This window comes from Pantoea sp. ACRSB, assembly GCF_022346905.1.
Classification (GTDB): domain Bacteria; phylum Pseudomonadota; class Gammaproteobacteria; order Enterobacterales; family Enterobacteriaceae; genus Pantoea; species Pantoea piersonii.
Genome location: NZ_JAKRNL010000001.1, coordinates 1 through 13,829, shown reverse-complemented (window position 1 = coordinate 13,829; position 13,829 = coordinate 1). Strand labels below are relative to the sequence as shown.

The window sequence follows — 13,829 nt, the reverse complement described above, 5'->3', positions numbered from 1 at the left end:
AGGAACGCTTTAAAAAAGGGCGCGCTGCAATATCAGCGCGCCCTTTTTTTACCGATGCGGCGGTGGATCGAGGATGGGCGGATAACCCGGCTCAGGCTGCGGGTCCGGTTGCGGGTTCGGCGGTGGTTGCGGCATCGGATCGGGAATCGGGACGGGATCGGTAGGAATCGGATCGCTGGCGATAATGGATATCATACCCTTCTCCTTTGTGGTTACTGTCTTTAAAGCATAGGTATAACTCCGCCGCAGGGGCAAAAAAAAAGCCGGCGGATAGGCCGGCGTATCGAATTAAATATGTGCTATGCAGTAATTCTAAAAAGGAAGTAAGACAATATGGAGCGCAACGCCCATCGCTTGACGTTGCATTCACCTGCGGATACAGAGTTTGCCGATGTTGCCCTGGAGGGTTATTGACCTCGATCAGCTTTTTTTCCCTTTTTGCCATTAGCAGCCTTTTTTTGCCCCGGCATTAACCATTGTAACCAGTTGATTACATTATTGTCACAGCCACTTACGCCGTTTAAGCCACCAGGCGACGCCCAGAACAAGAACCACCAGCAGCAGGCAGAACACGCTAAAGCCAAGGTGCCAGTTGGCGCCCGGAATGCCGCCGAGGTTGACGCCGAACAGGCCGGTCAGAAAGGTCGTCGGCAGGAAAATCATCGCCAGCAGCGACATAGTATAGGTACGGCGGTTCATCGCTTCCGCCATCTGCGAGGCCACTTCGTCCGCCAGTACGGCGGTACGCGCCACCCCCGCGTCCAGGTCGTCCAGCCCGCGCCCTAACCTGTCCGACACCTCCTGCATACGGCGACGATCGCTGTCATCCATCCACGGCAGCTTCTCGCTGGCGAGCCGCGAATAGACGTCGCGCTGCGGCGTCATATAGCGCCGCATGACTATCAGCTGCTTGCGCAGCAGCGACAGCTCACCGCGCGCCGGTATACGCTGATCCAGCAGCGCATCCTCCAGCACAATAATTTTGTCATGCAGCTCTTCAATGAATTCACTGGCGTGATCGGTCAGCGCATCGCAGATATCGACCAGCCAGCTGCCGCCATCTTCAGGCCCGTTGCCGTTTTGCAGATCGGTCAGCACCTCATCCACCGCATAGACTTTACGGCGACGCGTCGAGACAATCAGCTTGTCGTTGATAAAGACCCGCATCGCCACCAGCTGCTCGGGCCGCGAGTCAGCGTTGTGGTTAACGCTGCGCAGCACAATCATAAATCCGTCGCCAAGACGGCTGACGCGCGGCCGCATACTGTCGCCCGCCAGCGCGTCGCGCACCGTATCGGGGATCAGGGGTGTAGACTGCAACCAGTCAGAGCTCTGCCGATGGGTATAGTTAAGATGCAGCCAGCAGGGGCGCTCGCAGTGGATCACATCTTTATCTTCGATAGGGATCAAGCCGCCCTTGCCATCAAGCTGACAGGCGATAATGGCGTCGGAAACCTGCAACGCTTTGCCTTCAATGACGTTCACTCACTTGCCTCACTACAAAAATCAATACGATACAGTCTAGCGCGGCGCGGTTGAGTTGCAATCCTCAGGCTGTGAGCAAAGGTGTCTGGATGCGGCCTGCTGGCAGGCCGCTCAGGGCTTAGTGTTTTGCGATCCACAGCTCGCGGCTGTAGGCGACATCTTCGGGATTCGTGATGGGATAGCCTTTCACCCACGGCTTGATCAGGCGGCCGTTGGTGTACTGGTAAATCGGCGCGATCGGTGCCTGGTCGGCCAGGATCTGCTCCGCTTTGTTGTAGTCGCTGTTACGCGCGTCAGCCTGGGTTTCGCTGCTTGCTCTGGCGAGAACCGCATCGTAATCGGCGTTGCTGAAGCGCGCGATATTGCTGCTGTTGCCGCTGGTCAGCAGGCTGAGAAATGTCGATGGCTCATTGTAATCGCCAACCCAGGAGGCGCGGATAACGTCAAAATTGCCGCTGTTGCGGCTGTCGATATAGGTCTTCCACTCCTGGTTCTGCAACGTCACCTGAACGCCAAGATTTTTCTTCCACATCGACGCCACGGCAATCGCGATTTTTTGATGGCTTTCCGAGGTGTTGTAAAGCAGCGTCAGATGCAGCGGTCGGCCAGGGCCGTAGCCAGCGGCGGTCAACAGCGCTTTCGCCTGGGCGTTAAGCTCCTGCTGGCTGTGCTGTTCAATATAGGACTGCGCAGGCTTAAAGCCCGCCGTCACGTCGGGGGTAAAGCGCCAGGCGGGCTTCTCGCCGGTGCCCAGCACCTTTTCTGCGATAATGCGGCGATCGATACTCCACGACAGCGCCTTACGCACCCGCGCATCCGCCGTCGCGCCCTTTTGCGTATTAAAGGCGTAGTAGTAGGTGCCTAGCTGCTCAGGCGTATAGACCTCGCCTGGCAGCGTTTTTTTCAGCTGGGCATACATGTTCTTCGGGAAAGATTCGGTGATATCGATATCACCCGCGCGATAGCGCTTAGTGGCGCTGGACTCTTCATTGATGGGAATAAAGGTCACTTTGGTCAGGACCGAATGCGCGTCGTCCCAGTAGTGTGAGTTACGCGCCAGCACAATCTTCTCATTTACCACGCGCGACGCCAGCTGGTAAGCGCCGTTGCCCACCAGCTTGCCCGGCGCGGTCCAGCCGTCACCCTCGCGGTTGATAACCTGCTGAGGCACCGGGAAAAGCGCGACGTTAGCCGCAAGCGCGGGAAACCAGGGCACCGGGCGGTCAAGCGTCACCTTCAGGTGCTGGGCGTCTACGGCGCTGACGCCGAGTCGATTCGCTGGCATCTCGCCTTTGGTTATCGCGCCCGCGTTGCTGATGCCCGCCAGTCCGGCAAACCAGGCAAAGGGCGAACTGTTTTTGGGCTCGACAAGGCGCTGCCAGCTATAGACGAAATCCTGCGCCGTCACCGGCTCGCCGTTCGACCATTTTGCATTGCTGCGCAGCGTAAAGATCCAGGTTTTATTGTCGCTGCTGCTCCAGCTTTCGGCTACGCCCGGCACGATATTGCCCTGCGCATCCTGATTCGTCAGCCCCTCGAACAGATCGCGGATCACCTGAATTTCCGGCAGCCCAACGGCTTTCAACGGATCGAGCGAGGCGGGCTCATCTTTGATATGGCGGACAATCTCCTGCCGATCGGCCAGCTGCGCGTTGGCCGGCAGCTGTGCCGCCAGCGCCTGGCTCGCGATGCCTGCGAGCGCCAGCGCCATCAGCGTCTTGCGAAATGTGCTTTTCATCTTCACTCCCTTACCCTAATGAAGCGCTGCGCAACGCACCAGAGGGCGCAGCATGACCCCGGCACTGTAGCGCAAATGACTGAAGGATAAATAGCGATTTTCCGCGCGCGGCTTTTCCGCTACTTTGTCTGACAGAGGGCAACAAAGGAGAAAGCCGATGACGTTGTTACACCCGCGACCGCGGCGCGGAAAACTTGAGATTCCGTTTCAGCGCTACGGTGACAGCGTGCTGGGCGCGCCGCTGCTCTGGTTTCCCGCGCCCGCCGCCGATGCCGACAGCGGACTGATTCTGGCGGGTACGCATGGAGATGAGAACGCGGCCATCGCCACGCTTTCCGCCGCGATGCGCACGCTGCCGGACCGGCTGCGTCGTCACCACGTGGTACTGGCGGTCAATCCGGACGGGTGCCAGCTTGGCCTGCGCGCCAATGCCCACGGCGTCGACCTCAACCGTAACTTCCCGGCGGCCAACTGGCAGAGCGGCGAAACGGTTTATCGCTGGAACAGCGCCGCCGAGGCGCGCGACGTGCTGCTCTCGACCGGGGATCGGCCGGGCTCAGAGCCGGAAACTCAGGCGCTGTGCGAGCTGATTCACGGGCTAAAGCCGCGCTGGGTGGTCTCCTGGCATGAGCCGCTGGCCTGTATCGACGATCCGCGCGGCAGCGATATCGGTCACTGGCTGGCGCAGCAAACCGCGCTGCCGCTGGTCAGCAGCGTCGGTTACGACACGCCCGGCTCGTTCGGCAGCTGGTGCAACGACCTCGGTCTGCCCTGCATCACCGCCGAGATGCCAGCCATTTCGGTTGATGAAGCGACGGAGCGCTATCTGGAGGCGATGATTAACCTGCTGCGCTGGCAGCGATAAGCACCCTGCCTGCGCTGACCTGTATGGCGGGCTCGACATCCACCGCCAGCCAGGTCGGCCCGTCGAGATCGGCGAAGCGCGCTCCCGCCGCCAGCGGCAGCGCGGCATGGATAGCGCGCGAGGTGCAGATCATGCAGCCGAGCATTATCTCAAAACCGAGCGACTTCGCCGCTGTCGCCAGCGCCAGCGCTTCGGTCAGGCCGCCCGCTTTGTCCAGCTTGATGTTAATCATTTCATAACGTCCACGCAGCGCAGACAGGCTGTCGCGGGTATGGCAGCTTTCATCGGCGCAGATCGGCAGCGGATGGATAAAATTGGCCAGCGCCGCATCCTGACCGGCCGGCAGCGGCTGTTCAAGCATTGCCACGTCAAGATCCGCCAGCAGCTGGCAGCGCGCCGCCAGGCCTTCAGCCTGCCAGGATTCATTCGCGTCAACAATCAGCGTCGCCTGCGGCACCGCCGCGCGGATCGCCACCAGCCGCTCGGTGATAAAGGTATCGTCCAGTTTGATTTTCAGCAGCGTCGCGCCGTGTTGCCACAGCGCTTTGGCGCTGCTTGCCATCGCTTCAGGGGTGTCGATGCTGACGGTCTGGGCCGTCACGACCTCATCAGGCGCCGTGACGTCGTTCAGAGTCCAGAGATCCTGCTGCTGCTGGCGGCTCTGCAAATCCCACAGCGCGCTGTCGATAGCGTTGCGCGCCGCGCCGGCGGGCAGCGCCAGCTGTAAGGCTTCACGCGTCATACCCTGCTGCAACGCCGGGAGAATATCAGCGATCTGCGCCAGTACAGAGGCTTCCGTTTCGCCGTAGCGCGCATAGGGCGTCGCCTCGCCGGTGCCTTTTACGCCATCCTCTTCAATTTCTACCACTACCACTTTCGCCTCGGTGCGGCTGCCGCGGGCGATAACGAAAGGGGTATGCAGCGGCCAGGACTCGGGATAGCTTTTTACCGTTCTCATACTCTCTCCATGTAGGTCGATAACTGCGCGTCGTCTCGGATAATCTGCGTTTTTAGCTCGTAAGTCTTTTATAGATATGTCATAAACACGTTTTCAAACCATACTTACCTGTAGCCAGTCACGCTTTTTTCTGACGTTTAAGGAATCGCTATGTCTCATACTGTTCACTTTCAGGGCAACCCGGTTGAGGTTGCTGGTCACTTTCCACAGGCGGGCGAGCAGGCTAAAGCCTTTTCGCTGGTGGCGAAAAATCTCACCGACGTGTCGCTCTCTGAGTATGCAGGAAAACGCAAGGTTCTGAATATTTTTCCCAGCATCGACACCGGCGTCTGCGCCGCCTCGGTACGCCGCTTCAATCAGCTCGCCAGCGAGCTGAACAATACGGTCGTGCTCTGTATCTCTGCCGATCTGCCGTTTGCCCAGTCGCGCTTTTGCGGCGCCGATAACCTGAATAACGTCGTCACGCTCTCGACGCTGCGCGGCGCTGAATTTAAAAATGACTACGGCGTTGAAATCGCCGCGGGCGCGCTGGCGGGTCTGACGGCGCGTGCGGTCGTGGTGCTGGATGAGCAGGATAAGGTGTTGTACAGCCAGCTGGTGGATGAAATCACCACCGAACCTGATTACGATTCCGCGCTGGCGGTACTGAAGTAGCATTAACGGCGGCGGCGCCTCTTAGCCGCCGCTTTTCTCTTCCTTTTCGCCGCGTTTCTGCCCTAACCCATATTCGCGCAGTTTATTAGCGATCGCCGTATGCGATACGCCGAGGCGTTTCGCCAGCTTGCGGGTGCTGGGATAGGAGAGATAAAGGCGCGTCAGCACAGATCGTTCGAAGCGGCTGGTAATCTCGTCAAGGGTGCCTTCCATCGCCTCTTCACCCAGCGAGGCATCCAGCGCCTGCTCAGGCAGCACGATATCCTGCGGGCGCAGTTCGTGCCCTTCTAACTGCGTCAATGCGCGGTAGAGCGCATTCTTCAACTGACGCACGTTGCCCGGCCAGTTGTAGCGCGTCAGCAGTCCGTTAAGCTGCGGCGACAGGCGCGGACGCGGAATGCCCTGCTCATCGGCAAAGCGCGCCACAAACATTTCGGTGAGCGGCAGAATGTCCTGCGGACGCTCGCGCAGCGGCGGCAGATGCAGCGTTAATACGTTTAGGCGATAAAAGAGATCTTCACGGAACTCGCTGCGCTGCACCAGCTCAATCAGGTTTTTCTGCGTGGCGCAGATGACGCGCACGTCCACATGGACTTCATGCTCTTCCCCGACGCGGCGGAACGTTCCGTCATTCAGGAAGCGCAGCAGCTTGGTCTGCATGCGCGGCGACATTTCGCCGATCTCGTCAAGCAGAACCGAGCCGCCATTGGCCTGTTCAAAAAAGCCTTTCTTGCCCTCTAAGGCGTTCGGGTAGGCGCCAGCAGCATGACCAAAAAGCTCGCTCTCTGCAACGTCATCCGGCAGCGAGGCGCAGTTCAGCGCCAGGAAAGGCTTCTTGCCGCGCGCGCTACGCAGATGGCAGGCGCGCGCCAGCATATCTTTACCGGTACCGGTATCGCCGACGATCAGCAGCGGCGCGTCATGCATCGCCAGCTTGCGCGCCTGGTCGATCACCTGACGCATTTTCGGCGTCACCGCAATAATATGATCGAACTCCGACTCGTCGGTCACCACCAGGTTTTGCAGCTGGCGCCCCATGCGCGCGGTAGATTTCAGCATCACCATCGCGCCCACCGGCTGGTCACCCGCACCTTCATCGGCGGTGAGATAGATAGGACGCGCTTCCATCAGAAAATCGCGGCCGTCGATCACCACATGCTGCGCCTGCGCCTCAACGCGGTCGCTCTCTAGCCAGCGTTGAAAATTAAAGCCGCTAATCAGATTACCTGCGCTGTAGTTGCGAATTTTCTGCTCGTCGAGATCGAACAGGTTCTGTGCCGCCGGGTTCGCCAGCTCGACTTTACTTTTCAGGTCAATGGAAAACACCGGCTCTGGCATCGCCACCAGCAGCGCGCTCAGGGCGCGATGCTCCCGCTCCGAAGGCATATAGGCGACGGTACGCACGTCGGTGACGCCCGGCGTGCGGCGGATTTCCGCCATCAGGCTGCTGAACTGATCGAATTCAAGCGCAGAGAAGTTGAGATAAATACGGCCAAGGGCCGCAATTTCGATGCCGCGTAAATCGATATTACGGGCGACTAACAGATCGAGCAGCTCACGCGCCAGACCGATGCGGTCCTGGCAGAAGACTTCAAGACGCATTGCGATGGCCTTAGTCAGGTAAAGAATCTGGAGATAATACGCTAACTTGCAACAGGTCTGAAGAGGCGTGGAAGCAAAAGTTGACACCGGTGTTCATCCTGCGGTGCGCGCCGCCCAGGCGACGGCGCACCGGCAGGAAGAGGCCCTTAGCTTTCGCGCTTCGCACCGCTTTTTGGCAGCGTCTCTTTAAGCTGGCTAATAAGATCGCGACGAAAGTCGCCCAGGCGCGGCTTATCATCCTCCAGCCAGGGCAGTGGGCGACACAGCTCCATCGCCTTGATGCCGAGCCGCGCGGTCAGCAGACCCGCGCCGATGCCCTGGGCGGCGCGCGCTGAGAGTCGGGCGGCAATATCCTGCGACATCCAGTCCATCCCCACTTCACGCACCAGCTCCGACGCGCCGGCGAACGCCATATTCAGCAACACCAGGCGAAACAGCCGCAGCCGACTGAAGTAGCCCAGTTCGATACCGTAGATGGCGGCGATACGATTGACCAGCCGCAGGTTGCGCCAGGCGATAAACGCCATATCCACCAGCGCCAGCGGACTGACGGCAATCATCAGCGTTGACTCCGCCGCGTGGCGGCCGATTTCGCGCCGCGCCTGACGATCCTGCACCGGTTGCACCAGCTGCGCATAGAGCTGAACGGTTTCGCGATCGTTCTGGGTTTCATGCAGCGAGGCGTGCCAGCGCTGCAGCGCCGGGTGCGCCTGATCGATGCCCGCCTGCTGCGCCAGCTTTTCGCAAAAAGCGCGGCCTTTGCCGACGCTATGGCTGTGCAGCAGTTCACGTCCGACGTCGCGCGCTTCGGCGCGCTCGCGTAGCTTATAGAGACGACGCCACTCGCTGGTCAGCGCGCCGACGCCAGCGATGACGATAAGCCCGCCAGCCGCGCCGCTGCCGAGCGCGAACCAGTCGCGCGTCAGCCAGGCGTCATGCATCCACTGGACGCTCTGCGCCGCAACGCTTACGGCAAACAGCGCGACGCCCACGCCAACCAGTCTGCGCCACAGGCTGCGCTTCGGGCGCAATGCCTGCTCGACCGCCCGCTCTCCCGCGCCCTCTTCCATCACGTCGCCAGCCTGCTCGTCAACGGCGAGAAACGCCTGCTGCGCCTCATCGTCAAATGCCTGCGCCGGGCGCAGCGGCCGCTCGGCTGGGGCCTCCAGCGGCCGGGCGAAATCGATACGCGGCTTCAGTTTTTCATCGTTCATCGCAGCTTGTCTCCTAATAAAAATTCCAGCGCGGCATCCATGCGGATATGGGGCAGCGGACGATCGATATCGAGCGGCTGCGGCCGGAACTGTTCAAACTGAAAACCCTGCTGCTGCCAGAAGGCCTGTCCCGGCAAACGCGGCGGCACTTCGCCTGGATAGAAAGTCAGGGCTTCGCCATCCGCCAGCCGATCGCCGCGCAGCGCCGGGATCTTCTCGCCGCGATGATCCACCAGCCCGCTTTGCGTAGCCTGCACCGACGCCAGCCCGATGCACTCCATGCTGATGCCCTCGAACGCCGCGTTTTGCCAGGCGTCCTGTACCAGCTGCTGCAGCAGCGACACCATATTCGCGTGCTGATCGGCGGTGATATGGTCAGCTTTGGTGGCGGCGAACAGCAGCTTGTCGATCACCGGCGCGAACAGGCGACGGAACAGGGTGCGCTGTCCGTAGTGGAAACTCTGCATCAGCTGAGTCAGCGCCAGCCGCATATCGTTAAACGCCTGAGGGCCGCTGTTCAGCGGCTGCAGGCAATCCACCAGGACAATCTGGCGATCGAAGCGCAGGAAGTGGTTGCGGTAAAAATCCTTCACCACATGCTGGCAGTAGTAGCGGAAACGCTGCTGCAGCATGGCGAAGTTGCTGCCTTTATCGGCCTGCGCCAGTTTGCCGCGCTCAGATTCATCCTTCAGCGGCCAGGGAAAAAACTGCAGCGCCGGTGCGCCCGCCATCTCACCAGGCAGCACAAAGCGGCCGGGCTGGATAAAGTGCAGCCCTTCGGCTTTACAGCGGTGCAGATAGTCGGTCCAGGCGGCGGCGATGGCGGCCAGCCGGTTTTCGTCGGCAGGCGCAAAGGGATCGAGCGACGTGCACAGCTCACGCCACGGCTGCGCCCACTGTGCGCGATCGCCCTGCAGCAGGCCCAGCATCTGTCGTGACCAGTCGAGGTAATCCTGCGCCAGCATCGGCAGGTCGAGCAGCCATTCGCCGGGATAATCGACGATTTCCAGATAGAGCGTCGCGCTCTCTTTGAAATGGCGCAGCAGCGAATCCTGCGAGCGATAGCGCAGCGCCAGCCGCATTTCGCTGACGCCGCGCGTCGGGGTCGGCCAGGCGGGCGGCGTGCCATAAAGCTGCGCCAGCCCTTCATCATAGGTGAAACGCGCTGTGCCCATGTCGCGCTGCGGAATGCGCTTGACGCCCTGCAGGCGCTCGTCGCGCACCACGGAAAAGAGCGGCAGCCGCGAGCCGCTGTGCACGTTAAGCAACTGGTTAACGAGTGAGGTGATAAAAGCGGTTTTGCCGCTGCGGCTCAGGCCGGTTACCGCCAGGCGCAGATGACGATCCGCGCCGCGGTTGAGTAATGAGAGTAGTTCAGACTTGTTTATCATCTTTTTCCCTGATGAAGCGCGCCGCCGCCCGCTTCATTACGCGCTGCAGCAACGGCTCCAGCGCCAGGGAAAGCAGAATGCGCAGAGGACGACGCGCAACCGATTTTACTGCCCAGCCGGTCAGACCGGCAGGCCCGTAGCTCACGGCATTGATAATGATGAATTTCCCGACCGACTTCAACGCGGGGGTCGCGCGGCGGCGAAAAGAGGACGTACGTGAATATAACAAAGTAAACCTCCGGTTGATCAGCATAACGGGGCCAGCGCGGCCCCGCTCAGGAAAGGTCACAGCTGGCGAAAGCGGCTGCGCACGCTGAAGGTTTCAGACGTTACGTAACGCTCTATCTCGCGCACGCTGTACTCATCGCGACGCAGCGCGCGCTCCAGCCGGTCCAGCAGTTCGCCAGCGTTCGGCTTGCCCGCGCCCTCTTCAGCATCCGCGGGTTTAGGATCGAGTACATATCCCAGGATAAAATAGGCGCTGACGGTAATGGCAAACAGGCCGAAAAAGAGCGACAGCACCACTATTACGCGCAGCAGACGCACCGGGATATCGAGGTACTCCGCCACGCCGGCGCAGACGCCCATCAGCTTCCCTTCTTCCGGTTTGCGCCACAGCTTACGTTTAATCATGGCTGCCTCCATTTAGGATGCTCAGCGTCCAGAATGGACTCCAGCGCCTGGATGCGGTCGCGCATCCGTTCAGCTTCCTGCGTTAGCTGCTGCAGGCGCTGAAGATCGCCTGCCGACAGGTCATTGCCGCTGCGGCGATTGCTGTAGTGCAGCCATAACCAGATCGGCAACACAAAGAGCACGAAAATGGTCAGCGGTATAGCGAGAAAAAGTGCGCTCATTGACTCTCCTTAATCAGTCTCGCAGACAGGATCATTATTATTCGCTACGGTTCATTTTGGCTTTCAGCGCTTCCAGTTGCTGACTGATCTCATCATCGGCCTGCAGATCGGCAAACTGCGCGTCCAGCGATTTTGGCTTACCGAAACGCTGGCTTTCCGCTTCTGCTTCCATATGGTCGATGCGACGCTCAAAAGATTCAAAACGCGCCATGGCTTCATCCAGCTTGCCGCTGTCGAGCTGACGGCGCGCATCGCGGGAAGTAGAGGCCGCCTGGTGACGCAGCGTCAGCGCCTGTTGACGCGCGCGAGTTTCGCTCAGTTTTTTCTCCAGCTCGCCGATTTCGCCCTTCATGCGCTCCAGCGTCTCTTCAACGTGTACCACTTCCTGCTGCAGCGAGGCGATAAGGTCGGTGAGCTTCTGTTTTTCGATCAGGGCCGCACGCGCCAGGTCTTCTTTCTCTTTGCGCAGCGCCAGCTCCGCTTTTTCCTGCCATTCGGCCTGCTGAATTTCCGCCTGTTCAATGCGGCGGTTCAGCTGTTTTTTCTCCGCCAGCGCGCGCGCCGAGGTGGAGCGCACTTCAATCAGCGTGTCTTCCATCTCCTGAATCATCAGGCGTACCAGTTTCTGCGGATCTTCCGCACGCTCCAGCAGCGAATTGATGTTGGCGTTAACGATATCGGCGAAACGAGAAAAAATACCCATAATGATGTTCCTCTTTGATTATGTTGGTGCGCCATGCGCTGATTGTTATATACAAAAGGCGTGCCAGTTTTTATTTATTTGATTTTGAAGGGTATTTATATTTTACAGCGCAGCGCGCGTCGCGTAAGGTAGTTAAATTGATTAACAGGTGGTGAATTTCATCATGGCTGGCAGCAACGATAATCTGTTGGGTGAATCCAACAACTTTCTGGAAGTGCTTGAACAGGTGTCTATGCTGGCACCGCTGGAAAAGCCCGTACTGGTCGTGGGCGAACGCGGCACCGGCAAAGAGCTGATAGCCAGCCGCCTGCACTATCTTTCCGACCGCTGGCAAGGCCCGTTTATCTCGCTTAACTGCGCCGCGCTAAATGAAAATCTGCTTGATTCTGAGCTGTTCGGCCATGAGGCCGGCGCCTTTACCGGCGCGCAGAAGCGCCACCTGGGCCGCTTTGAGCGTGCAGATGGCGGCACGCTGTTTCTCGACGAACTGGCGACCGCGCCGATGCTGGTGCAGGAGAAGCTGCTGCGGGTTATTGAATATGGTCAGCTTGAGCGCGTCGGTGGCAATCACGCTTTGCAGGTGAATGTGCGGCTGGTTTGCGCCACCAATGAAGATTTACCCGCGCTGGCGGCGGCAGGAAAGTTCCGCGCCGACCTGCTCGATCGCCTCGCCTTCGATGTAGTGCAACTACCGCCGCTGCGTGAGCGGCGCAGCGATATTCTGGTGATGGCGGAACATTTCGCCATTCAGATGTGCCGTGAACTGGGGCTGCCGCTGTTTCCGGGCTTTACGCCCGAGGCGCAGGAGACGCTGCTGGCGTATCAGTGGCCCGGTAACGTGCGTGAACTCAAAAACGTGGTGGAACGCTCGGTTTACCGTCATAACAGCAGTGAAACGCCGCTGGACAGGATTATCATTAATCCCTTTGCGCCACGCGCGCAGCCAGCGGTGACAGCGCAGGAAGACGCAACCAGCGACCTGCCCGCTTTGCCATTCGATCTGCGTCAGTGGCAAAACCAGCAGGAGCGCGCGCTGGTAGAAGCCAGTTTGCAGCAGGCGAAATACAATCAGCGCCGCGCCGCCGAACTGCTGGGCGTGACCTATCACCAGTTGAGGGCGATGATGAAAAAACACGGGGTGGAAAAGGAATGAAAGCATTAAAAATAAGTCAGTTGGATGACAAAATGCATGGTTTCAAGTGCTTGCTTTCCATTCAGTAAATGGCTATTTGTATTGGTTTTTTAATTAAGATTTGGGGAAGGGATTTTACATCAAATCGGCGAGGCAGCACGTCATATGCTCAGTTCAAAATGGTTAAGAATTTGGGCCTGTAGTTCTCCCTATATGCAACGGTGCTACAGCCTTAACTGGCTTGAATTTAATGTCCGGTTTGTGCCAGAAGCGGACATCACAAACGCCACAGCGTTTTAGATGAGAGACCTAAAAGCATGAGGCGCTTATAATTTAACCAAAAATTATTTTTAGGAGACAAGCTTTCCTGTAAGAAAAGAACAACCTATAAATAAAAGCACTATAAATTAGAACATTGCATATGCCTTTGTCACTTGCTGACCTAAAATTTGAGCTGTTAATAAATATAGATACTGCTTAGGTTGTGTTTTCAAAAACTCACTTACCAACCATTGTTCTTTATTTGAAAACAAGCTATCAAAGAGATGGGGGCGATATCTTGTGATTGAGCCAAGATAAAACATCATCATATAAATGATAGACTCCTGACTATAAAGAATGACGGATCCATACATTTTGATATGTAGATTGTATAACCATTTGAGCCTATATAGTACCAAACTCCATCTTTCCTTATCTCCTTAGAAAGGTTATAATATTCCGAGTGTGTAGGATCCTTAGAATAGCGCATGGTGATCGAACAAATGTAATAATAATGTCCCTCTTTTAGACCAGGATAAGTTGCTCCTGTATCTAAACTCCAATGAACATTAGAGCCATTTTGTATACTTGGTGAATGGCAAATATCATCTTTAAATTTTAAAATATTATATCCAGCCTTAACTATTTTTTCCGCATCTATCTCATCCAAGCATCCCAGGTCTCCACGGAAATACAATATCTTTCCTTTTCTAAATAAGGTGTGGTCAATTATTTTAATAAAAAACTCCGGCTTTTTATATATTTCACTATATGATCTGTGTATACCTATGCAATGCGATAGTAGGTGATGCTGCCAACTTACTGATTTAGTGTATGATGGTGTTTTTGAGGTGCTCCAGTGGCTTCTGTTTCTATCAGCTGTCCCTCCTGTTCAGCTACAGACGGGGTGGTGCGTAACGGTAAAAGTACTGCCGGACATCAGCGCTATCTCTGCTCTCACTGCCGTAAAAC

The 13,829-nt window shown here is 57.7% G+C and carries 16 protein-coding genes; 4 read left to right on the top strand and 12 right to left on the bottom strand.

Annotated features, from left to right (window positions below):
• Positions 1-48 precede the first annotated feature (48 nt).
• The 3 genes from MHZ89_RS00080 to MHZ89_RS00070 form a co-directional block, all read right to left on the bottom strand.
• Positions 49-195 carry a hypothetical protein gene (locus MHZ89_RS00080; RefSeq protein ID WP_311781344.1) on the bottom strand — a complete coding sequence of 49 codons (147 nt, stop codon included), beginning with the start codon at positions 193-195 and terminating at the stop codon, positions 49-51.
• Positions 196-501: 306 nt separating this feature from the next.
• Positions 502-1,485: a zinc transporter ZntB gene (gene zntB, locus MHZ89_RS00075; RefSeq protein WP_311781343.1), complete on the bottom strand. Its 984-nt coding sequence runs from the start codon at positions 1,483-1,485 to the stop codon at positions 502-504.
• A 118-nt stretch (positions 1,486-1,603) separates the two neighbouring features.
• Positions 1,604-3,223 (bottom strand): peptide ABC transporter substrate-binding protein, encoded by a 1,620-nt coding sequence (locus MHZ89_RS00070; RefSeq protein WP_311781342.1) that lies wholly within the window; start codon positions 3,221-3,223, stop codon positions 1,604-1,606.
• Positions 3,224-3,380: 157 nt separating this feature from the next.
• Between MHZ89_RS00070 and mpaA the strand changes: the two genes are divergently transcribed.
• Positions 3,381-4,088 carry a murein tripeptide amidase MpaA gene (mpaA, locus tag MHZ89_RS00065; RefSeq protein ID WP_311781341.1) on the top strand — a complete coding sequence of 236 codons (708 nt, stop codon included), beginning with the start codon at positions 3,381-3,383 and terminating at the stop codon, positions 4,086-4,088.
• Here mpaA and ycjG read toward each other — a convergent pair.
• The gene (ycjG, locus tag MHZ89_RS00060) at positions 4,063-5,046 is read right to left on the bottom strand and encodes an L-Ala-D/L-Glu epimerase (protein ID WP_311781340.1); all 984 of its coding nucleotides are present in this window, start codon (positions 5,044-5,046) and stop codon (positions 4,063-4,065) included. The genes mpaA and ycjG overlap by 26 nt on opposite strands.
• Positions 5,047-5,196: 150 nt before the next feature.
• Between ycjG and tpx the strand changes: the two genes are divergently transcribed.
• Positions 5,197-5,700, top strand: a complete 504-nt coding sequence (gene tpx, locus MHZ89_RS00055) for a thiol peroxidase (protein ID WP_311781339.1) — start codon at positions 5,197-5,199, stop codon at positions 5,698-5,700.
• Between the two features lie 21 nt (positions 5,701-5,721).
• On the opposite strand, the gene tyrR is transcribed toward tpx, so the two are convergent.
• The 7 genes from tyrR to pspA form a co-directional block, all read right to left on the bottom strand.
• Complete coding sequence (tyrR, locus tag MHZ89_RS00050; protein ID WP_311781338.1) at positions 5,722-7,302, bottom strand: transcriptional regulator TyrR; 1,581 nt, start codon at positions 7,300-7,302, stop codon at positions 5,722-5,724.
• A gap of 146 nt (positions 7,303-7,448) precedes the next feature.
• Positions 7,449-8,516 (bottom strand): TIGR01620 family protein, encoded by a 1,068-nt coding sequence (locus MHZ89_RS00045; RefSeq protein WP_311781337.1) that lies wholly within the window; start codon positions 8,514-8,516, stop codon positions 7,449-7,451.
• Entirely contained in the window at positions 8,513-9,907 is a 1,395-nt protein-coding gene (locus MHZ89_RS00040) for a YcjX family protein (protein WP_311781336.1), read from the bottom strand. Before MHZ89_RS00040 ends, MHZ89_RS00045 begins: the two co-directional genes overlap by 4 nt.
• Positions 9,891-10,136 carry a phage shock protein PspD gene (gene pspD, locus MHZ89_RS00035; protein WP_033746947.1) on the bottom strand — a complete coding sequence of 82 codons (246 nt, stop codon included), beginning with the start codon at positions 10,134-10,136 and terminating at the stop codon, positions 9,891-9,893. The genes MHZ89_RS00040 and pspD overlap by 17 nt, the downstream gene beginning before the upstream one ends.
• Before the next feature lie 56 nt (positions 10,137-10,192).
• A complete protein-coding gene (gene pspC, locus MHZ89_RS00030) occupies positions 10,193-10,552 on the bottom strand; it encodes an envelope stress response membrane protein PspC (protein WP_409373178.1) in 360 nt (119 codons plus the stop codon).
• Entirely contained in the window at positions 10,537-10,761 is a 225-nt protein-coding gene (gene pspB / locus MHZ89_RS00025) for an envelope stress response membrane protein PspB (RefSeq protein ID WP_120452796.1), read from the bottom strand. Before pspB ends, pspC begins: the two co-directional genes overlap by 16 nt.
• Positions 10,762-10,798: 37 nt before the next feature.
• Positions 10,799-11,464 (bottom strand): phage shock protein PspA, encoded by a 666-nt coding sequence (gene pspA / locus MHZ89_RS00020; RefSeq protein WP_311781334.1) that lies wholly within the window; start codon positions 11,462-11,464, stop codon positions 10,799-10,801.
• A gap of 163 nt (positions 11,465-11,627) precedes the next feature.
• Between pspA and pspF the strand changes: the two genes are divergently transcribed.
• On the top strand, positions 11,628-12,617 hold the full coding sequence (gene pspF / locus MHZ89_RS00015; RefSeq protein ID WP_311781333.1) for a phage shock protein operon transcriptional activator: 990 nt from the start codon (positions 11,628-11,630) through the stop codon (positions 12,615-12,617).
• A gap of 386 nt (positions 12,618-13,003) precedes the next feature.
• Here the strand turns inward: pspF and MHZ89_RS00010 are convergent, their stop codons facing one another.
• Positions 13,004-13,276, bottom strand: coding sequence for a YaaC family protein (locus MHZ89_RS00010; RefSeq protein WP_409373177.1), 273 nt, complete (start codon positions 13,274-13,276; stop codon positions 13,004-13,006).
• 440 nt (positions 13,277-13,716) lie between these two features.
• Here MHZ89_RS00010 and MHZ89_RS00005 point away from each other — a divergent pair.
• Positions 13,717-13,829: IS1 family transposase (locus MHZ89_RS00005; RefSeq protein WP_001348174.1), on the top strand; the 113-nt coding region annotated here is incomplete at its 3' end.

What these genes read in the sequence shown, in the direction of transcription:
- MHZ89_RS00080 (WP_311781344.1), bottom strand. Translation starts at nt 195, where the DNA reads ATGATATCCATTATCGCCAGCGATCCGATTCCTACCGATCCCGTCCCG.
- MHZ89_RS00070 (WP_311781342.1), bottom strand. Translation starts at nt 3,223, where the DNA reads ATGAAAAGCACATTTCGCAAGACGCTGATGGCGCTGGCGCTCGCAGGC.
- mpaA (WP_311781341.1), top strand. Translation starts at nt 3,381, where the DNA reads ATGACGTTGTTACACCCGCGACCGCGGCGCGGAAAACTTGAGATTCCG.
- ycjG (WP_311781340.1), bottom strand. Translation starts at nt 5,046, where the DNA reads ATGAGAACGGTAAAAAGCTATCCCGAGTCCTGGCCGCTGCATACCCCT.
- tpx (WP_311781339.1), top strand. Translation starts at nt 5,197, where the DNA reads ATGTCTCATACTGTTCACTTTCAGGGCAACCCGGTTGAGGTTGCTGGT.
- tyrR (WP_311781338.1), bottom strand. Translation starts at nt 7,302, where the DNA reads ATGCGTCTTGAAGTCTTCTGCCAGGACCGCATCGGTCTGGCGCGTGAG.
- MHZ89_RS00045 (WP_311781337.1), bottom strand. Translation starts at nt 8,516, where the DNA reads ATGAACGATGAAAAACTGAAGCCGCGTATCGATTTCGCCCGGCCGCTG.
- MHZ89_RS00040 (WP_311781336.1), bottom strand. Translation starts at nt 9,907, where the DNA reads ATGATAAACAAGTCTGAACTACTCTCATTACTCAACCGCGGCGCGGAT.
- pspC (WP_409373178.1), bottom strand. Translation starts at nt 10,552, where the DNA reads ATGGAGGCAGCCATGATTAAACGTAAGCTGTGGCGCAAACCGGAAGAA.
- pspB (WP_120452796.1), bottom strand. Translation starts at nt 10,761, where the DNA reads ATGAGCGCACTTTTTCTCGCTATACCGCTGACCATTTTCGTGCTCTTT.
- pspA (WP_311781334.1), bottom strand. Translation starts at nt 11,464, where the DNA reads ATGGGTATTTTTTCTCGTTTCGCCGATATCGTTAACGCCAACATCAAT.
- pspF (WP_311781333.1), top strand. Translation starts at nt 11,628, where the DNA reads ATGGCTGGCAGCAACGATAATCTGTTGGGTGAATCCAACAACTTTCTG.